The 19,720-nt window shown below is 36.2% G+C and carries 19 protein-coding genes; 3 read left to right on the forward strand and 16 right to left on the reverse strand.

What is annotated here, in order from left to right; translation table 11 throughout:
- Positions 1-36: 36 nt before the first annotated feature.
- From BMY14_RS04645 to surE, 9 genes are all read right to left on the reverse strand, one after another.
- Positions 37-1,902, reverse strand: a complete 1,866-nt coding sequence (locus BMY14_RS04645) for a YgiQ family radical SAM protein (protein ID WP_091829641.1) — start codon at positions 1,900-1,902, stop codon at positions 37-39.
- Between the two features lie 12 nt (positions 1,903-1,914).
- Positions 1,915-2,697, reverse strand: a complete 783-nt coding sequence (locus tag BMY14_RS04650; protein ID WP_091829643.1) for a helix-turn-helix domain-containing protein — start codon at positions 2,695-2,697, stop codon at positions 1,915-1,917.
- Between the two features lie 99 nt (positions 2,698-2,796).
- On the reverse strand, positions 2,797-5,124 hold the full coding sequence (locus tag BMY14_RS04655) for an FtsK/SpoIIIE family DNA translocase (RefSeq protein ID WP_425438914.1): 2,328 nt from the start codon (positions 5,122-5,124) through the stop codon (positions 2,797-2,799).
- A 178-nt stretch (positions 5,125-5,302) separates the two neighbouring features.
- Positions 5,303-5,914: a ribonuclease H1 domain-containing protein gene (locus BMY14_RS04660; RefSeq protein WP_091829647.1), complete on the reverse strand. Its 612-nt coding sequence runs from the start codon at positions 5,912-5,914 to the stop codon at positions 5,303-5,305.
- Positions 5,915-6,167: 253 nt separating this feature from the next.
- Entirely contained in the window at positions 6,168-7,442 is a 1,275-nt protein-coding gene (locus BMY14_RS04665) for an amidohydrolase (RefSeq protein ID WP_091829649.1), read from the reverse strand.
- 55 nt (positions 7,443-7,497) lie between these two features.
- Positions 7,498-8,739 (reverse strand): adenosylhomocysteinase, encoded by a 1,242-nt coding sequence (locus BMY14_RS04670; protein WP_091829651.1) that lies wholly within the window; start codon positions 8,737-8,739, stop codon positions 7,498-7,500.
- Positions 8,739-9,791: an S-methyl-5-thioribose-1-phosphate isomerase gene (mtnA, locus tag BMY14_RS04675; protein WP_177177478.1), complete on the reverse strand. Its 1,053-nt coding sequence runs from the start codon at positions 9,789-9,791 to the stop codon at positions 8,739-8,741. The genes BMY14_RS04670 and mtnA overlap by 1 nt, the downstream gene beginning before the upstream one ends.
- Positions 9,792-9,821: 30 nt before the next feature.
- Positions 9,822-10,619, reverse strand: a complete 798-nt coding sequence (mtnP, locus tag BMY14_RS04680) for an S-methyl-5'-thioadenosine phosphorylase (protein ID WP_091829653.1) — start codon at positions 10,617-10,619, stop codon at positions 9,822-9,824.
- A gap of 153 nt (positions 10,620-10,772) precedes the next feature.
- Positions 10,773-11,522: a 5'/3'-nucleotidase SurE gene (gene surE, locus BMY14_RS04685; RefSeq protein ID WP_091829655.1), complete on the reverse strand. Its 750-nt coding sequence runs from the start codon at positions 11,520-11,522 to the stop codon at positions 10,773-10,775.
- Between the two features lie 381 nt (positions 11,523-11,903).
- Here surE and BMY14_RS04690 point away from each other — a divergent pair, with 381 nt between their 5' ends.
- Both BMY14_RS04690 and BMY14_RS04695 read left to right on the forward strand, forming a co-directional pair.
- On the forward strand, positions 11,904-12,230 hold the full coding sequence (locus BMY14_RS04690; RefSeq protein WP_091829657.1) for a GrlR family regulatory protein: 327 nt from the start codon (positions 11,904-11,906) through the stop codon (positions 12,228-12,230).
- Positions 12,231-12,281: 51 nt separating this feature from the next.
- On the forward strand, positions 12,282-12,788 hold the full coding sequence (locus BMY14_RS04695; protein WP_091829659.1) for a hypothetical protein: 507 nt from the start codon (positions 12,282-12,284) through the stop codon (positions 12,786-12,788).
- 215 nt (positions 12,789-13,003) lie between these two features.
- On the opposite strand, the gene BMY14_RS04700 is transcribed toward BMY14_RS04695, so the two are convergent.
- Positions 13,004-13,753 carry a hypothetical protein gene (locus tag BMY14_RS04700; protein ID WP_091829661.1) on the reverse strand — a complete coding sequence of 250 codons (750 nt, stop codon included), beginning with the start codon at positions 13,751-13,753 and terminating at the stop codon, positions 13,004-13,006.
- A gap of 406 nt (positions 13,754-14,159) precedes the next feature.
- Here BMY14_RS04700 and BMY14_RS04705 point away from each other — a divergent pair, with 406 nt between their 5' ends.
- On the forward strand, positions 14,160-14,828 hold the full coding sequence (locus tag BMY14_RS04705; protein ID WP_245741270.1) for an HIT family protein: 669 nt from the start codon (positions 14,160-14,162) through the stop codon (positions 14,826-14,828).
- A gap of 95 nt (positions 14,829-14,923) precedes the next feature.
- Here the strand turns inward: BMY14_RS04705 and BMY14_RS04710 are convergent, their stop codons facing one another.
- From BMY14_RS04710 to BMY14_RS04735, 6 genes are all read right to left on the reverse strand, one after another.
- Entirely contained in the window at positions 14,924-15,652 is a 729-nt protein-coding gene (locus tag BMY14_RS04710; RefSeq protein WP_091829665.1) for a 7-carboxy-7-deazaguanine synthase QueE, read from the reverse strand.
- 2 nt (positions 15,653-15,654) lie between these two features.
- Positions 15,655-16,035 (reverse strand): 6-carboxytetrahydropterin synthase QueD, encoded by a 381-nt coding sequence (queD, locus tag BMY14_RS04715; RefSeq protein WP_019554187.1) that lies wholly within the window; start codon positions 16,033-16,035, stop codon positions 15,655-15,657.
- 89 nt (positions 16,036-16,124) lie between these two features.
- Positions 16,125-17,396 carry a glycosyltransferase family 2 protein gene (locus BMY14_RS04720; protein WP_091829667.1) on the reverse strand — a complete coding sequence of 424 codons (1,272 nt, stop codon included), beginning with the start codon at positions 17,394-17,396 and terminating at the stop codon, positions 16,125-16,127.
- A gap of 75 nt (positions 17,397-17,471) precedes the next feature.
- A complete protein-coding gene (gene pssA, locus BMY14_RS04725; RefSeq protein ID WP_091829668.1) occupies positions 17,472-18,191 on the reverse strand; it encodes a CDP-diacylglycerol--serine O-phosphatidyltransferase in 720 nt (239 codons plus the stop codon).
- A complete protein-coding gene (locus tag BMY14_RS04730) occupies positions 18,191-18,829 on the reverse strand; it encodes a phosphatidylserine decarboxylase family protein (RefSeq protein ID WP_091829670.1) in 639 nt (212 codons plus the stop codon). The genes pssA and BMY14_RS04730 overlap by 1 nt, the downstream gene beginning before the upstream one ends.
- Positions 18,830-18,961: 132 nt before the next feature.
- Complete coding sequence (locus tag BMY14_RS04735; protein ID WP_091829672.1) at positions 18,962-19,690, reverse strand: WecB/TagA/CpsF family glycosyltransferase; 729 nt, start codon at positions 19,688-19,690, stop codon at positions 18,962-18,964.
- Positions 19,691-19,720: the final 30 nt, after the last annotated feature.

Genomic DNA, 19,720 nt, shown 5'->3' on the forward strand with positions numbered 1-19,720 from the left:
TATAACATACTTTATTCCTAGAAATAGCAGGACCATTTAATCATGTTTCCTGTCGCTTTTTCGATTTATTTTTTTTGAAACATCCGAATTTTTCAAATGCTTTTCAACTGAATGTTCCTGGGGGCGAATCAAACATTTGGGACCATAGCCTATTAGATCTTCCCGTTTTGCTTTGAGCAAAGCCTTATACACAATGAAGCGATTTTTGGGGTCACGATATTGCATCAAGGCTCGTTGCATTTGTTTTTCTACCGGATCTTTCGCAACATACACGGTTTCGCCAGTTAGTGGGTTCATTCCCGTGTAATACATACAGGTTGACAACGTTCCTGGTGTTGGAATAAAATCCTGTACCTGTTCCGGACGATAATTGAGATCACGAATAAATTCCGCTAGTTCCACGGCATCTTTTAAAGATGCCCCTGGATGACTCGACATAAAATATGGCACTAAATATTGCTTTTTATTGATTTTTTGATTCATTTTTTTAAAAGCATCGGCAAAACGTACATAAACCGATTTATTAGATTTCCCCATTAGGTTTGTCACTTTTTCGGAAATATGCTCTGGTGCGACTTTTAATTGTCCACTAATATGATATCGGCATAATTCCTCTAAAAAATCATCTTTAACAGCCATAAGATAATCAAAACGAATACCTGAACGGATAAATACTTTTTTAACCTTTGGCAGAGCTCGTAAAGCTCGTAAAAGTTCTATATAGTCGGTATGACTTTTCGTAAGATTTTTACAAGGGGTTGGCGCTAAACATTGCTTTTCACGGCAAGTGCCGCGCTCGAGCTGAGACTTGCACGATGGTACATGAAAATTAGCAGTTGGCCCCCCAACATCATGTATATAACCTTTAAACTCTGGCAGCTTTGTTAAAATCTCAGCTTCCGCTACAATCGATTCTTGGCTTCTTGATTGAATGATTCGACCTTGGTGGGAAACAATCGCACAAAAATGACAGCCACCAAAACAACCGCGGTGGCTGACTAAACTAAACTGCACTTCTTGTATTGCCGGAACACCGCCCATTGCTTCATAAATTGGATGATACGTTCGCTGATATGGCAAGGCATAAATTTCATCCATCTCTTCCACAGTTAAGGGAAGTGCTGGAACATTTTGAACCAGATATTGATTACCCGATGCTTGGACAATGGTTTTTCCGCGAATCGCATCTTGCTCAAAATATTCGACTTTAAAAGCTTCACTAAAAGATTGCTTGTTTTTACTAACCAATTCGCAAGATGGCACTTCAATCGCATCCCAAACATAATCAAGATTGGATGTAACATAACAAGTTCCCTTTACGGTAGTAATTGCTGCAATTTCAATGCCCTGATGTAATTCCGCGGCAATTTCTAAAATTTGTTTTTCGCCCATTCCATAAATTAATAAATCGGCTCGACTATCGAATAAAATAGACCGACGAATCGTATCCGACCAATAATCGTAATGGGCAAAACGCCTTAAGCTAGCTTCAATGCCACCAATAATAATTGGCACTTTCCCAAAAATCTCACGCAATCGATTACAATAAACCACCACAGCGCGATCTGGTCTATGACCTGAGTGTCCGCCCGGTGAATAAGAATCCGTATGGCGAAATTTTTTTGATGCTGTAAATTTATTTAACATAGAATCAAGATTTCCACTCGAGACAAGAAATCCTAATTTGGGTTTACCTAATTTTTTAAAATCATCTATACTTTTCCAATCAGGCTGCGCAATAATACCAACTTTATACCCATGTTTTTCCAATATACGACAAATAATTGCTGGTCCAAAACTTGGATGATCAACATATGCATCACCTGAAATAAAAATAAAATCCAGTATATCCCAATTTCGGTTTTGCATATCCGCTTTACTAATCGGTAAAAAATCTTTCATGTTCGTCTCCTGTTATTCAACCGTTTCCTCTTTTTGATTCGTGAATTTTTTTGTGAGGACATCCCCGGTTTTCCCTATTTCACCCAAACTTTTACCATTATAGGTGACTTGAACTGCTCCGGCGTTACCAACTGTCATAATCATTTCTTTATCTGCTTTCCATGACAAGGATTCACCATCTTTTGGTGTTCCTTCGTAAATGGTTTTATCATCAGCAATCACTTTTGTCCAGCATTTTCCGTTAAATTTTGCGGTTAGCTCAACACCTTCATATTTTTTCTCTGATGTTACCGCTTTTTCTTTAACTTTCGGCACTGCTACAGTAGCTGCCGGTGCCTTTGTTACGGTTTTTTCCGAGGAATCACTGCTGAATCCCCAATAAAGTCCACCTACGACCAATCCTGCGATCACGACACCGATTAATACTTGTTGTGTTTTGCGAGATTTTTCCACACGTTCTTTAAAATCATTTTTATTTGAGACAGCCTCTACTTTTGTTGATGCAGGTGGTTTTAGAATCTGCGGTTTTACTGTTTCTGTCACAGGGATTTCTTCTTGTGGCAATGCGGCATTTTTTTCTTCATAATATTTTTTTAACATTTCCGTGCCATCAAGATTTAAATAATTAGCGTATGTTTTTATAAAGCCCTTTAAGTAAACTTCTCCCGGTAAAACATCATAATCTGCTTTTTCAATCGATTCTATATATAAAGCACGAATGCTCGTATCACGCTCGATATCTTTAATCGTTAGATTCTGTTTTTCTCTTTCCTTTTGTAAAATCTCACCTAACATATACAATAGTTCCTCCCCTAATTTGATTCATAGTTAAAGTACCCACTATACAATTTACCTTTATACTACATTATACATGATGGTGCCAAAATTTACAGCTTATTTATTAAAATAAGCCGCTGTGACTTGATCACTCGTCATGAGAATGTCTCTGCCTTTACTGCCCGAACTGGCACCCACGATATGCATTTCTTCCATCGTGTCAATTAATCTGGCAGCTCGAGTATAACCAATACGAAACCGTCTTTGCAGACTAGAAGACGAGGCCTGACCTGTCTCTAAAACAATATGAATCGCTTTTTCCAGTAATTCATCTTGCTGAACTTCTTGTTTTTTTTCAGTTTCATCTAAAACAGCACTTTCCGTAAAACTGATAATTTCCTCATTTTCTTCAATTTCGGCTCCTTGCTGTCGAATAAAATCCAATAAAGATTCTACTTCCGTATCACTTACAAAAGCACCCTGGACACGAACTGGTTTTGAAGCACCAATCGGATAATAAAGCATATCCCCTTTACCTAATAATTTTTCAGCTCCACCCATATCGAGTATTGTCCGTGAATCAATTTGTGAAGAAACTGAAAAAGAAATTCGCGATGGAATATTAGCCTTGATGATTCCAGTAATAACATCCACGGATGGCCTTTGTGTCGCTAAAATCAAATGAATTCCTGCGGCTCTGGCTTTTTGCGCTAAACGGCAGATTGCATTTTCCACATCACCGGGAGCTACCATCATCAAATCCGCTAATTCATCAATAATGATGACGACAGCTGGCATTTTATCGATTTCGACACTACGATTATAGCGTTCCATATCTCGAACACCATGGCTGGCAAATTTCGCATACCGTTTTTCCATTTCCTGTACAGCCCAATTTAAAACCGAAGCCGCTTTTTTTGCATCGGTCACCACCGGAACCATTAGATGGGGAATGCCATTATAATTCGAAAGCTCAACCATTTTCGGATCGATTAAAATAAATTTAACTTCATCCGGTTTCGCCTTAAAAAGTACACTGGTAATAATCGTATTGATGCAAACACTTTTCCCCGATCCGGTAGCCCCTGCAACGAGCAAATGTGGCATTTTCGCTAAATCGGCAAAAATAGCCTGTCCACCAATATCCATACCGAGTCCTACGGTCAGTTTTGATTTTGCAGTTAAAAACAGTTCACTCTCCAAAACTTCTCGCAGCTGCACGCCCGACAATTCTTTATTTGGCACCTCAATACCAATTGCGGCTTTGCCTGGAATTGGCGCTTCGATTCGTACGGAAGGCGCTGCCAATTTCAAAGAAATATCATCTGCTAAATTTACAATTTTACTTACTTTAACACCTGCAGCCGGTTCTAATTCATAACGCGTAACGGCTGGACCGTGACAAGCATTTACAATAGTTGCTTTGACATTAAAACTTTGTAATGTCTCTTCAAGGATTTTTGCGTTAACAGCAATTTCTTTTTCTAGTTTAGAATTTTTCTGCTTGATTGCTTTACTTAAAATAAACCGAACATTCGGCAGCTGATATTCGCGAATGGCGCCAGTGACTGCAGTTGAATTTGGTTCATCAGCTAGTGTGGTTTCGTTTTCAGATAATAGCTCAACGGGATTTTTTATTGGTGATACCCCTTCTAAAACAGTTTCTTTTTCTAAATCCAATTTTTTATCTTCCATGTATTGAATCGAAAATTCTATCGGCTTTTCAATTGGTTCTGGTACAAATGTATCTGCATCTTCTGTCGGATTTACTTGTACTGGTGTTTCAATCAATGGTTTCTCAAAATTTTTATCAGCTTCTTGATTATAAAACGAATTTTTAAATTTTTCTTCTACTTCAACAAATTTATCATAGGTAGACGAAACTGTTTTTTTAGCTGTTTTAATGCCCTGCGAAGCCTGCTGTTTTGTTTTAAGCAGACCCACCGCTAAAGACCACGTTGTCGAAAGCAAAATTGCCCCCATTACCAAAGCAAATAAAATAATAATGCCGCCATCAATTCCGAAAAATTTGCGCAATATTAATAAAATGCCGCCACCAATCAGACCACCGCCCATGGGCAGGCTTTCCGGCATAATTTCACTACCTGGTAAAATCGCAAAATGATGATACATTGCTAAAAGCGAAAAAAATAATGCCATAATCCCGAAAAATCGTGTTGAATAAACCAGCGGGTGATGTTTATATATATATTGCAGACCAATCAACATAACAACTGCCGGAATAATATACGCTCCAATACCAAACATATATAATAAAATCTTGGCAAAAAAGCTGCCGACAAAGCCAACATTAAAGCCTAATAAACCGATTAAAGAAAACAATCCGATTGTAAAAAATGCAATTCCAAATAATTCATACTTTTTATTAGAATTTGCCTTAGGCGCTACTGTATTTTTTTTAGTTGCAACTCGTTTCAAATTTATCACCACTTTTCTAAAATCATCAACTATATAAGCTGCATTAAATATTTTATATAGCAATCGTCAGGAATGGGGTATAGGGTCGTGGCATTGCGTAGAAAGCAAACGATGCCCTATATCCCATTTCTGGCAGCCTGACAGGCTAGATGCAATTTTTTTATGCATTCTATAAGAAGCTCGATCATGAACTTTCCAAAGCGGCTTTTGCTAATTTGTCTGCTAATTCATTACCTTCAATTCCGGTATGACCACTGATTTTTCGAAATGTTACCCAGCCAAGATAATCTGCCATAAAAGCTGCATACTGTTTTGTAACATCATTATTCGTTTTCCAGCGTCTTTCAGCCCACTCCGAGATACCAATATAATCATGATAGATGACAATTGATTCTAATTTTTCTTTTTCTGCCCATAAAACAGCTTGTATACTCGCTTCGACTTCACCAGCAACGTTATGAAGTTTTGCAGCTGAGATAGAAGTTCCCAGCCCGTTTGCTGTATGAATCAACTGCCCCTGAAAAAAAACGGCAAATCCCCAACTATAACGGTTATTACGATAAGACCCATCGACATAGATATGATGTTTTTCTTTAAGTTCATTCACAGTGACTTTAGACGGCGGAACAAGGGTTAATTTAGTACCCATATAATTTTGCGCTTCATCCATTGTAGCAAAACCTTTATACAACGCACCAGAATAACTATGGATTTGCTCTTTACATTCTAGCCAAGATGAAAAAATTCCAGTTTTGCGACCATTTTTAACAGCATAATATTTTTTCTTTTCTGGCATAGTATACACTCCTAACCGGAAAATCTTCCGACAAACTATATAAGTTGCTTTAAATATTTTATATGGCAATCGTCAAAGTGGGGTATAGGGCTTCGTGGCGTTACGTAGGAAGCAAACGACCCTTATACCTACCCTATTCTTGGCAACCTAATAGCTAGATGCAATTTCTTTTATGCAACTTATATGAATGCACTGCATTTATCGAATGAGACGAAGCCCCGCTTTTTAGCAGAGCTTCTTTATTTTAAAGCTATTATTTTAACAAATTCATAGCACAACGATTGGCCTCATACATTACACGTTCTTCATCCATCGTTACTAATATGCCTTTATCAAGTACAATTTTTCCATTAATCAATACCGTATCGACCGAACTTGAATTAGCCGAATATGCTAATAAAGATACAATGTCATGACGCGGACACCATTTTGTACCTGACATATCAAATAATGTCAAATCAGCTTTATAACCTTTTTCAATTTTACCTACCTTTGGCAAACCAACTGCTTTGGCACCATATTCGGTTGCCAATTGAATGCCTTTTGCGGCTGGTATTGCCAAAGGATCGTACTGATTCACCTTATGCAGTAAGGTAGTCAACCGCAATTCTTCAAGCAAATCGAGATTATTATTACTCGATGCTCCATCTGTACCAAGACCGACGCAAATCCCTGCATCGAGCATTTTGGTTATCGGTGCAATCCCACTGGCTAATTTCATATTGCTGCCAGGATTATGAGCAACACGAACATCATGCTTTTTCATAATAAGAATATCCTCATCGGATACATGTACGCAATGCGCTGCTAGTACTCCGCAATCAAAAAGTCCTAATTCTTCCATTAAAGCAATCGGTGATTTTTGATATTCTTTTACACAATTTTCAACTTCACCAATGGTTTCCGATAAATGCATATGAATCTCGGCCCCCAGTGATTGGGCTTCTTTTACTACTTTTTTGATATAATCTGGTGGACAAGTATAAGGTGCATGCGGACCAAACATAACGGTAATACGCCCATCGGCACGATTATGATACGTCTGGAAAAGTTCTTTATTTTCTTCTAAAGCCTTATTTCCATTCGGGGCAGACCCAATTAAGCCACGCGATAAAACAGCTCGAATTCCAGTTTCTGCTACAGCTTCACCAACTTTTTCCATGTCGGCATACATGTCGGCAAAAGTTGTTGTACCTGTTTTGATCATTTCGGCAATCGCCAGCATAGCGCCCCAATAAATATCATTTTTACGCATTTTAGCCTCAATTGGCCAAATTTTATTTTGCAGCCAATCCATAAGCTGCATATCATCTGCATAACTGCGCAGTAGTGTCATAGAAGCATGAGTATGGGTATTCACCAAGCCGGGTGTCACCAATTTATTTGTTGCATTAATTTCTCGGTCAATATGCCAATCTGGAGCAATCGTACCGACTTTAGCAATAAGATCATCCTCAATAGCTATATCCGTTTCTTTGACGGTACCATCTGGTAATAAAACGGTTGCTTGTTTTATTAAAATATTCAACGGAGTTTACCTCACTTTCGTTATTGATAAAAAAATCTGAAACAATTCATACTTTTTAGGACTGTGATAAGTAAGACGATTGTGCCACAGATAGTTCATCAATGGAAAGCCCTAAGGATGCCAATTTGATTGCAGCAATTTTTTGGTTAATTTCATTTGGCATTAAGCAAACATGAGCTCCCATATTTTTATGATTGTTTAAAATATGAAGTGCTGAGAAAAATTGGACAGCAAACGATAAATCCATAATTTCAGCTGGATGACCATCACCTGCAGCAAGATTAACCAAACGACCTTCTGCCAATAAATATAGTTTGCGATTATCACTTTGAACAAATTCTTCTATGTTTTTTCTTACCGAACGAGTTGATATGGATACTTCATTTAATTCTACTTTATTGATTTCAACATCAAAATGACCAGCATTCGCCATCATAGCACCATTTTTCATTACAGCAAAATGTTCCTTGCGAATAATATCGTTGCAGCCAGTCAAAGTCAGAAAAATATCACCAACCTTAGCAGCTTCTTGCATTGGCATCACACGAAAACCATCAAAAACAGCTTCAATCGCCTTAACCGGATCAATTTCCGTAATAATAACACTAGCACCGAGGCCCTTAGCACGCATAGCAGCACCTTTACCGCACCATCCATACCCTGCAATTACTACATTTTTTCCTGCAATTACCAGATTTGTGGTGCGCATAATACCATCCCAAGTCGACTGTCCCGTACCATAACGATTATCAAATAAATACTTGCAATACGCATCATTGGCAGCAATCATCGGGAATTTTAATTTACCTTCGGCTTCTAATGCTTTTAAGCGGATTACACCAGTAGTCGTTTCTTCAGAACCACCGATAATATTCGCAGCAAGTTCAGCTCGTTTACTATGTAAAAGGGAAACCAAATCACCGCCATCATCAACAATCATATCAGGTTTTGTATCTAAAGCTTTATTTAAAAAGACATCATATTCTTCGTTTGTGCAATCATACCAGGCGAACACAGTAACTCCGTCCTCTACGAGTGCTGCCGCAACATCATCTTGTGTTGATAATGGATTACTTCCCGTTACCACAACTTCCGCTCCGGCATTTTTAAATACCAGCCCTAAATAAGCCGTTTTCGCTTCCAAATGCATCGTAATGACCATCTTTTTCCCAGCGAATGGTTTTGATTTGGAAAATTCTTCGTTGATCGTACCTAAAACTGGCATGAAATTTTTCACCCAGTTGATTTTATCGTGACCTTGCGGTGCTAAAGAGATATCTCTTATCATTGATTTCATTATCTATTTTCCTCCATTTTGTCTTTTAATTGTTTAATTTCTTCTTGATAATTCGGTTTTAATACACCATATTCGGTAATAATCCCCGTAATATATTGATTCGGTGTTACGTCAAAAGCTGGGTTAAATACAGCAATGCCATCGGGTGCTGATTGTATGCCCTGAAAATGCGTTACTTCAAATTCACCACGTTCTTCAATGGGAATCTGTTCCCCTGTCGCCATTGAAAAATCAAATGTTGAAGCCGGAGCAGCTACATAAAAAGGAATCTGATGCATATGTGACAATAATGCAACACTATATGTACCAATTTTATTAGCAGTATCCCCATTGGCTGCAATACGATCCGCACCAACAATAACAGCATCTACCATTTTGTTTTTCATAACCCATCCGGCCATATTATCGGTAATTAGCGTAACTGGAATATGATCTTGCTGTAATTCAAACGCCGTAAGTCGCGCTCCCTGTAAAAGCGGTCTGGTTTCATCCGCAAAAACACGTTTAATATTGCCTTCTGAAAAAGCTTGACGAATTACGCCTAATGCCGTTCCCCATTCCACAGTAGCTAATGCACCGGCATTGCAATGTGTCAAAATTGAAACAGGCTCTTTAAATAAAGCCGCACCAAATTCAGCCATTGTATGATTGACACGTTTATCCTCCGCAGCAATAAAAAGGGCCTTCTGTTCTAATAAATTCAGTAAGTTGGGAAGCTCAATCCGATCAGACTGTTCTTTTATAACGTTCATCATTTGATCCAAGGCCCAAAACAGATTAACAGCCGTTGGTCTGGTTGAACGTAAATAACCATCAACTGATTCAATATCTTTTAAAAACAGCAAACGGTCTGATTTTGCAGATTGTCTGGCTCCCAAAACAAAAGCAAATGCCGCAGCTGCACCAATCGCTGGTGCACCACGCACTTCAAGCTTCTTAATTGCTTCACCAATCCGTTCATAATCCGTGCATTTTAGATATTCAACTACAGCTGGCAATTTTGTTTGATTCAATAAGGATAAAGACTGTCCATCCCATAACATGCTTTGCACTACTAAATCACCTCGTTTATTTGCTTTGTATTATAATGTAAAACCGCCAAATTCACTTAAGGTTTCCGCACAAGTGCAGTTTGATTCTTCTAAACTCATAAGTTCAATACTTTTCATAATTAAATTTTTTATAGTATCAACATTTGCCGCCATCGTTTCTAAAACTTCACCATGCGTCAAATTGTTTTTAGAAATACCAGCTGCATAATTTGTTACCATGGAAATAGTCGAATAACAAATTTCCGCTTCATGCGCTAAAACTACTTCTGGCACATTCGTCATACCGACTAAATCACCGCCTAATATAGAAAACATTTTAATTTCAGCAGGTGATTCAAAACGCGGTCCTTCTGTACAAACATAAACACCTTGTTTATGGATACTAATTCCTAAAGTATCCGCTGCCGTGTGAATTGTCTTACGTAAATCAGGACAATACGCCTCGGTAACATCTAAATGTACCACACCACGATCGCCGCCCTCATAGAACGAACTGATTCTATTTTTCGTGAAATCAAGAAATTGATCAATCAGAACAAAATCCCCCGGTTTCATCAACGGATTCAACGAGCCAACTGCTGTTGTAGCAATGATTTTCCGTACGCCAATTTTTTTAATAGCCCAAATATTTGCCCGATAATTTATTTTGTGTGGTGGTATTGAATGATGTTTTCCATGTCTCGGAATAAAAGCAATTTTTTTTCCTGCATAGTTACCAACCTTATATGTTACATCACCATAAGGCGTAATCAGGCTTTCTTCACTCACATTATTCAAAATTTTCGGGTCATATACACCCGTTCCACCAATAATAGCAATCTCTATCATTTACATACCACCTTTTTTTCTATATGCCAATTATAGCATAACTAGATATACATTTTCCAACTGACGATGTATTTCCATAAAATTAGGTATAAAGTACTATAGTGTTGCAGGTGCAACAGCATGCTCTCTATAAGGATACTTCTTTTCGCTTTTTTAATCAGCCTCTAGTTTATCTTCTAATGTTTTATAACTGGTTAAATCCAATTGAAGCGGCGTAACTGAAATATAACCTTGTTTGACAGCAAAAATATCCGTCACATCATCGTTTTCGCCATCTGAAATCTCACCGCCCATTTGATAGACTCGATGTTGTTCAACATCAAGTTCACAGTTAAACGCATTAATATACTTCCGTACACCAAGTTTCGTAAACACAAATGTACTCATATTCCCCTTCAAAACCTGAGGAAAGTTCACATTATATAAAAACGGATGCGCCTCTTCCTGAAACCAGGTAAAAATTTGATCTCTTATCAAGGCTGCCGCTTGTGAAAACTGAATGGTAGACTGCGCATCCAGTGAAACAGCAATTGCTGGTATATCATGTATATACGCCTCCATGGCAGCACCAACTGTTCCTGAATACAAGATATCCGTACCTAAATTAGAGCCTTTGTTGATTCCAGAAACAATTAAATCCGGTTTTTCATCGAGCAGGGCCTCCACAGCCAATTTTACACAATCTGCCGGTGTTCCATAAATTTTCCATCCACTTAGCCCTTCCGGGCTCATTTTGTAATCATCTACTCGAATTGTATCATGTACTGTAATAGCTTGAGCCATACCACTTTGTTCCATTGCCGGTGCTGCAACGATCACATCGCAGACTCCTTGTAAGACTTCATATAAAGCTCGAATTCCTGGAGCAAAAATTCCATCATCGTTCACGAGTAAAATCCGCATAAAAGCACCTGCCTAATTGTTTTATTTTATATGTATCAAATCAATTTCTATCTAATAAAAATCTTTAAAGATCTGTTCCATTCTTTTTATGAAATATAAATCAATAAAGTGTTTTATATAAACATGTTCCTCTAATATTAGATGATAATTTAAAATCAGTCAATATTGTATCAATAAAATTACAAAAACTGAAGCATTCCTTATGCATATCTAATAAAATTGTCTAGCACGAAATTTCCTATTAAATAAATGATCTATATACGCCCGTAGATTCCCAACAGAAAAATATCCTTTAATTCATTAAATTTACATGAATTAAAGGTTTTTAAGATGTAAATCACGAAATCTGTATAAATAGTATTTGGAAGGAGGTAATGATTTATGGAAAAATCATTATGGTCTGTTGATTTTCATTCGCATGATCTATCGTTTGGCTCAGGAATTGTAGCTTTTATAGAAAACACAGTTGTTGGCGGAGATTTATCCTTTTATTACGTTGGTACCTATTCTGAAAAAAATGATGAATTGTCGGCCACTGTAACAATAACGCAATTTTCACCAGGTATATCAGTTTTTGGTCAGTTAAAAGAATGTACAGTTATTATTACCGGGAAACGAGAAAATAGTAAAATTTCTTTTTCAGGTTATGTGGATCAACACCCTGAATTAGAAGTTGTAGCTTATATGGAAAAATTGACAAATATATAAAAGCTGTCCAATTTTATAATGCAAAGACCTGATAACAAGGAGTGTTAATATATGAAAAGGATTTCTATCTTAACCTTGGTATTACTATTTTTATTATCGTCTTCTGTGTTGGCGGCAATTCGCTGGCACTGGATTGGGTATAATGTTGGTAACACATTTTATTTCGATACAGCTACAATCCATTATTCTTATTTAGAGAATAATAACACCGTTCAAGATAAAAACATAATTTCTTATTCACTTAAAACAGCCCTAACTGAACAAAGTCGTTTGAATCTTGCGAAATATATGAATAAAGATGAGAAAAATCCTACTATTCCTTGGGAAACTGTTGCGTATATGATTACACAACAAAATATTAATGTAGCCAATAAAACCATAACGAACAACTCGGTTCAATGTTTTGACAAGAATCATGTTCTTTTATTTTCATATAAATTCAAACCAGCTGATGTTCAATTTCAAGAAGTTATGCTAGATACGTTTAATGACCAAATCTATCATCATATTGTGCGTTACGCCGCTAAACACAATGGCGAATTAGAAAATCACATATGATAAAGAACCACTTGAATTATAACGATGAGCGTGTCTTTTTCCTTCATTCAATAATAAACATAATAAAAAAGCAGCCAATATGAGTACATCATTGATGTACCTGTATTGGCTGCTTTAAATCAACACACATTTTATGAATATTTATTGAATTCACTTATCTTCTGCGAAGAGTATTGATAATTTGTTGTTTTTAGATAACAGTATTCTTGCAAAATTTATTTATTATCTTTTATCCACTTAAAAAGTAATTCTGATGTAAGTGGTTGTACTTTATCAGCATCCGTAGCTGTAACCGCAGAATTTGAAATATTTGTGTATGTCATTGATATGCTTGCATTCCCACCTGCAGACCCGTCTGCATTTGTTACAATTGCCAAAGTATCCGCAGTATAGATAAAACTATCAGTGAATACAATCGTATTATGCTGATCTACAGGTACTGGTCCACAACTATTAACCGTATCTCCTATCATTTTATAAACACCTCTATTGGAAGGAGAAAAGAAAAATTTGACACATGATTCAGAACCGTCATTTAAATCTTCTATATTTACCATTTGCAAATAACCTTTTACTGAACTTTCATAGGATAATCCAGCAACTAATTGAAGATAATAACTTTCATCAAGTACGTCAGGTTTACTTTTCTGTCCATTAAGCACATAATACATTTGATACTCTTTTCCTGTATTTTCAATAATTTGAGTATATTCAAACGAAGGAGCACTGTAGCTTGTCGTTACCTTGACATTATTGGATTCACCAATTAATTGACCCGTAAAAATTATAGTGCTACCATATCCAGCGTTAATATCTGTTTCGATATTGCCGATTTTCACACCATTTAGAAAATAATTAGGTTGATATTCATTTTTTATATTACTGAGCATTTGATTATAGGCCTTTAATCCATCTGCAAATGATATTTCACTAAATTCTAACGAATTGAAAATTGTTTTACTCATTATTTATCACCTCATATTATTATTTATGTGCATGATCTCCACATCAAATATTAGAACACACACATATTACACTCTTCTTATAAAACATTCACTGTTTGCAACGCATTGATAAAATTCTTACAAGTGAAATCGCCTAAAGAAAAAGGTTTCCATGCATAAGATAAGATAGCACTTCATAGTTTCTATAAACATTTTTACCGCTTCAACCGAGTAATGTCTTGAAGAATTCGTCTTGCTAATTATAGCATTTGTTACTTATATTCACTAAACAATAATACCCTAATATATATATTTATTTCCACTTATAACTATAATTTTACATTGCTATTCCGCTGTCTATAAGCAATTGCCAGCTATAAAATAGAATAGGACTTTATGCCTTTCATAAAAAAATCTACCATGTAAAATGATAAAAAGCAATGGTCCTGTATCCACTGAAGCTCTTATTAGCGAAGAAGTATCCCTGATAAATCAAGTTCTATTAAAATTAAGTGTTGATCAGTCTATGATTTATATAGTAAGCCACTCATTTTATTTTTTAGCAACTACTTTAGAAGCTTTTTTAGGGGGAAAGCAAATGTGTTTAACCTGCAGAATCGTTAATGGAAAATTTTTCCCAGTTGGCGGAATAATTTATAAAGATAATTATGTTCTTTTGCACCATTGTATTGATTTGCAAATTCCGGGATATTTGATTCTTTCACCGTTACGGCATATCGAGTCTTACAGTGATTTAAGTCAAAATGAGATGTTACATATTGGAATTGTTACAAAGGCAGTAGTAGCCGTTTTAAAACGTATAGATGGTATCGAAAAAGTGTATCTGGCAAGTTTTGGAGAAGAAACGACGCATTTTCATTTTCATATTTTTCCTCGATATAAATGGATGTTAAATCATTCTGCCGAGGAGATACGTACAGATAATATGTTAGATGGAGCAAAACTACTAAGCTTTTGTCGAAAACAATACAAAGTACAACCAACGTTTATAAATAAAGAAGATATTCTTCCTGTAATTGAACAAGTTAAACAAGTATTCGCTAATCCAGATCTGTTAAATATATTTCCAGAATAAAAAAGCCGCCTCCCATTAAGGAGGCGACAACAAAATGTCAACAAATTCACTTTTATATGGTCATAAACCCTTATAAATCAACGTTCTTGACAAAATTACATTTGACCAATCATTTTATGTGTCTGAGGAATGACCCGGACATCTTGCAAAACCTCTAATGCACATTTTTGATACTGCAGCACATCATCTGCCGAACAGGCATTACAGCCATTAACAGGAGTAACTGGTTGTATAATAAAAGGTATCGAAGAATCTATATCTTTTATCAAATCAATTGCTTTATGAAATTCTTCCCAAGTGGTCTCGGCTGAAACAACTAATTTAATATAAAGTTCTTTCTGCCTGGCAAGCATTAAAAAGTCCCGATGCTCATTCCATAGTTCTTTACCGGTAATACTAGGCAGCTTGATATCCATACTGATTATAGCAATATCATCAATTACCTTAGCAAGCTCTCCCACTAATGTCCCATTTGTTTCTAAAAAAAGTTTGCAGTCTAAGTGTGCTGCTAATGCATGAATAAAATCGGCCCTATATAACGGTTCTCCACCCGTAAAGCTTATCGAGTGATGCGGGGTAAGTAATAAATGGTTTATATGCTCCGCCAATAAAGCCACTGGCACCGGATTTTTAAGTTGAATAAATTGTCGCAGCCCCGCATCTTTTTCGGTCATACAATATTTATAAGGTGCGTGTGAAACCAAGGTATCGCAATATTTACATTTCAAATTGCATCCTGAAAAACGAACAAAGACTTGTCGATAACCGACATATTTGCCTTCGCCTTGAATTGATGAAAAAACTTCTACTATATTTGCTTGCACTATCATTCACCCTTACTATATGAAACTGCAGATTTTTGTGATTCCCAAACTTTTACAGTTTTTACTTTAGAATTTGCTTCAAACAATGGACTATTTTCCAATTCATTATAAATATAAATTGCAATGTTTTCTGCTGTAGGATTATTATTTTCTTGAAATATCGGCAACTCATTTAGATATTGATGATCTAAGCGATCCATTATTTTATTAACTTCTTGCTTTAATTCTTTAAAATCAACTAACATCCCAAGTTCATTCAATTTATTTCCTACAACCGACACTTCAATACTCCAATTATGTCCATGAAGTCGATTGCATTTTCCAGGATAGCCAACAATACGATGTGCGGCTTCAAATTCAACAATGACTGTTAATTCAAACATACGATCATATCCCCCTTAAAATTTAATTTAGTAACAAAAAAAAGATGAGCGCATACACTCACCTTTTTTTGTCAGCATTTTTATGCGATTTATTTGCTTGTCTCGCGGTTTGCCAAAGAAGCCTCTTTGGTTGTCCCCATGAGTTCATCATAGCTTAAAGCACGCGTATGTTTCGTGTGACTCCATTCATGGTCATTTCGATGAAAGAAACCAATAAATACAATTGGTATCCAACTATAAATAAACAATGGATACAAAAGTAAATAAAACCACGCTTTCATTTTCACATGAATCTTGAGTAAAATAATAATTGGCAAGATATATTGTCCCAACATAATAAATGTCATCAATTCCGATGGCATAAAATTATAAACATTCGTATAAAACGGTGGGAACAATAATTGCACATAACTAATAATGATAAAAAATGTCGACAAAATTAAAAAATGTGGTTGTAACAAATGAAGACAACCATCTAAAATACGAATATCACGTTTTTGTATTCCGGCTTTAATCATCTTAGGAATAAATCTATGTGCCACATCAAATTGACCCTGTGCCCAACGTTTTCTTTGATTCCAAGACTGCATAAAGGTCAATGGTTTTTCATCATAAACAATGGCATCATGCGCCCATGTTGTCTTAATTCCTTCGGCTAGTGCCTTCATTGTAAATTCCATATCTTCAGTAAGACAAGTGGCACCCCAGCCATGCTTCTTCAAAACTTCTGTCGTTATACACATACCTGTTCCACCAAGAACCGATGATAAGCCTATATTCGTTTTTGCTAAATGCCAAATATGGTCGATAACCCAAAATGAAATAGCAAATGTTCCTGATACCCATGTATCATATGGATTTTTTGCATCTAAATAGCCTTGTACTAATTTATCACCTTTACATAAACGATTATTCATCTCAAATAAAAATTTAGGGTGTACAAGATTATCTGCATCAAAAATCGCTACTGCATCATACTGACGTTCTAACGTGAATAATTTATGAAACATCCACTCAAGAGCAAACCCTTTACCACGGTTTCCCTCACTTGAACGTTCACAAACAATAGCGCCATATTCTTTTGCAATCGAAGCAGTATGATCTTCACAATTATCGGCAATGACATAAATATCATATAATTCTTTCGGATAATCCAATGTTTGCAAATTATCAATAAGCTGCCCAATAACTTGTTCTTCATTGTGTGCCGCTACAATAACTGCAAACGTTTTTTGTGGTGTAAGTATCTTAATTTCTTTTTTTCGCCACATTCCACAAAAACCAATCATAAAATAATACATCGTAAAGAGAAATATAATGATCTGTATTGGAACCATTATATAATCGAAAACATAATTCATGGATTTTTTTCTCCTTTAAAATCCTGATAAATCAGAAAAACTAATTTAGTCCACTCTGTTTAATAAGCATACGAATTAAACATTGCTAGTTTCTTTTTCGCCTGCCATCAATGCAAAGGTTGTATTTAAAATACCAAATACAGCATAACTTAAAAATATGTCAAATAAAACTGCATTCAAAATCGCATCTCTCGAAACAAAAAGCACAGCAAGTGCCAAAATAACGGATAAAGCAATTGGAATGCTATGCATTTTTTCCCCATGACCTTTAAAATCAGGATAATGAACTTTGCTAACCATTAAATAACCAACAATCATAATGGTTATAGGAAAAGCAATGCCAAAAGGTGCAGGTTGTATGCCTAAAACAAGACATAACATAATAAATGTTGCAACCAGACAACCGCCAGCTGGAATAGCCAGCCCCATAAAATAGCCATGAACATTATTCGTGTTAACATTAAACCTAGCCAAACGCAAGGCCCCACAGGTTGTAAACATAATAGCAGCGGCCCAGCCGAAATAACTAAATTGATGAAGATAAAATACATAGGACAGAAATGCTGGTGCTACACCAAAGGATACTAAATCACATAAAGAATCTAATTCCCTGCCAAAATCACCACTTACACCAAAAAATCTTGCAGCCCGTCCATCTAGTCCATCGGCTATCAGTGCCAAAACAATAAAAATTGACCCTGCAAAAAGATTCCCCTGAAAAGTGGAAATAATCGAACACATACCTAATACCAAATTCGATGATGTCAATATATTGGGGATTAAAGTTTTATACATTATTTTCTGATCCTCCCGATAATCGTTTCTCCGCCCACGACCTTATCACCTTTTTTAACTACTATTTCTACATTTTTTGGCATGACAAGTTCCGTACAAGAACCAAACTTAATCAACCCATAACGTTCCCCTTTTTTTAGAACATCATCCAATGTAACCCAAGACACAATACGTCTTGCTAAAATACCAGCAATTTGTGTAACGGTTACGCGTAAATTTTCGTTTTCCAAACCAATCATATGCCGTTCATTTTCAAAGCCAACAGTATCTTTATAGGCTGGTCTAAACCGTCCGCAAGTATATTGTTGACATTTGATTTCCCCTGCAATTGGACTACGATTAATATGAACATTAAACACTGACAAGAAAATAACAACCTTATTACAAGGTTCATTTACAAAATCATCATTTTCCATTTCCAGAATATCCATTACCTTACCATCGGCAGGTGAAACAACTAAAGATGTATCTAAAGGTATGGATCTTTGGGGATTTCTAAAGAAAAACACAAAAAAAGCCGCAAATACACCTGGAACTATTGCCCAATACGGACTAATGGTAAAACCAATAATGAGTGCAATAAGAAGTGCTATTCCAATAAATCCATAGCCTTCTTTTATTACAGGAACTTTTACCATAACAGTCACCTCCATTTTAGTACCATGTATTTTATATACTGATTACTAATTTTAAAATCACAAATAATTATACGAATTATATAAGCCAGTTATTTCTCAAGTAATTATAATCCACGCCTTATGCTTTGTCTACTACTTTTTCTGTGCATAAACTTTGATTACAAAACGTGGCAAAGCCATAAGCCGTCCCATTCGTTTCGGCTGTAAAAGGCCGCGAAACAGCCATTCTAATTTTGCCTTTTGCATCCAAAGCGGTGCTCTTTTCATGACTCCTGCCATAACATCTAAGGTTCCTCCAACACCAATGGATACTGGAACATTTAGTTCCTGTAAGTGTTCATACAGCCATTTTTCTTGTTTAGGTACTCCTAGTGCAGCTAAAAGTAAATCCGGGTGCGCATTTTTGATTTGATCAATAATTTCCTGTTCCTGTTCTTTTTTAAAATATCCATCTCGTACACCGACGATCTGTATACCCGGATATTCGGCTTCGGCTTTAATTTTAGCCTTATCTGCTACACCGGGAGCTGATCCAAAGAAAAAAACCCTTCTATTTGTTTGGGGTGCACGCGCTAATAAATGCTGAGTTAAATCATACCCAGCTACTCGTTCTGGCATCGCAACACCCAAATGACGAGCTGCCCAAACCGTACCGGCACCATCCGGGACAACCAAATCCGCATGATTTAAAATATACTTCAATGATTCGTCTTGATCAGCCATCATAATCATTTCCGCATTCGCTGTAGCAATGAATGCAGGTTTCTGCGCAGCCATCAAATTTTCCACAATATCAATAGCTTCGGTCATTTTTACAGAATCTACATTTATATCTAATATAGCAACTTTCTTTTGTGACACGATGATACTCCTCTACATAAGTTAATAACA

The sequence above is a fragment of the Propionispira arboris genome, assembly GCF_900109225.1.
In the GTDB taxonomy this organism is placed as follows: Bacteria; Bacillota; Negativicutes; order Selenomonadales; family Selenomonadaceae; genus Propionispira; species Propionispira arboris.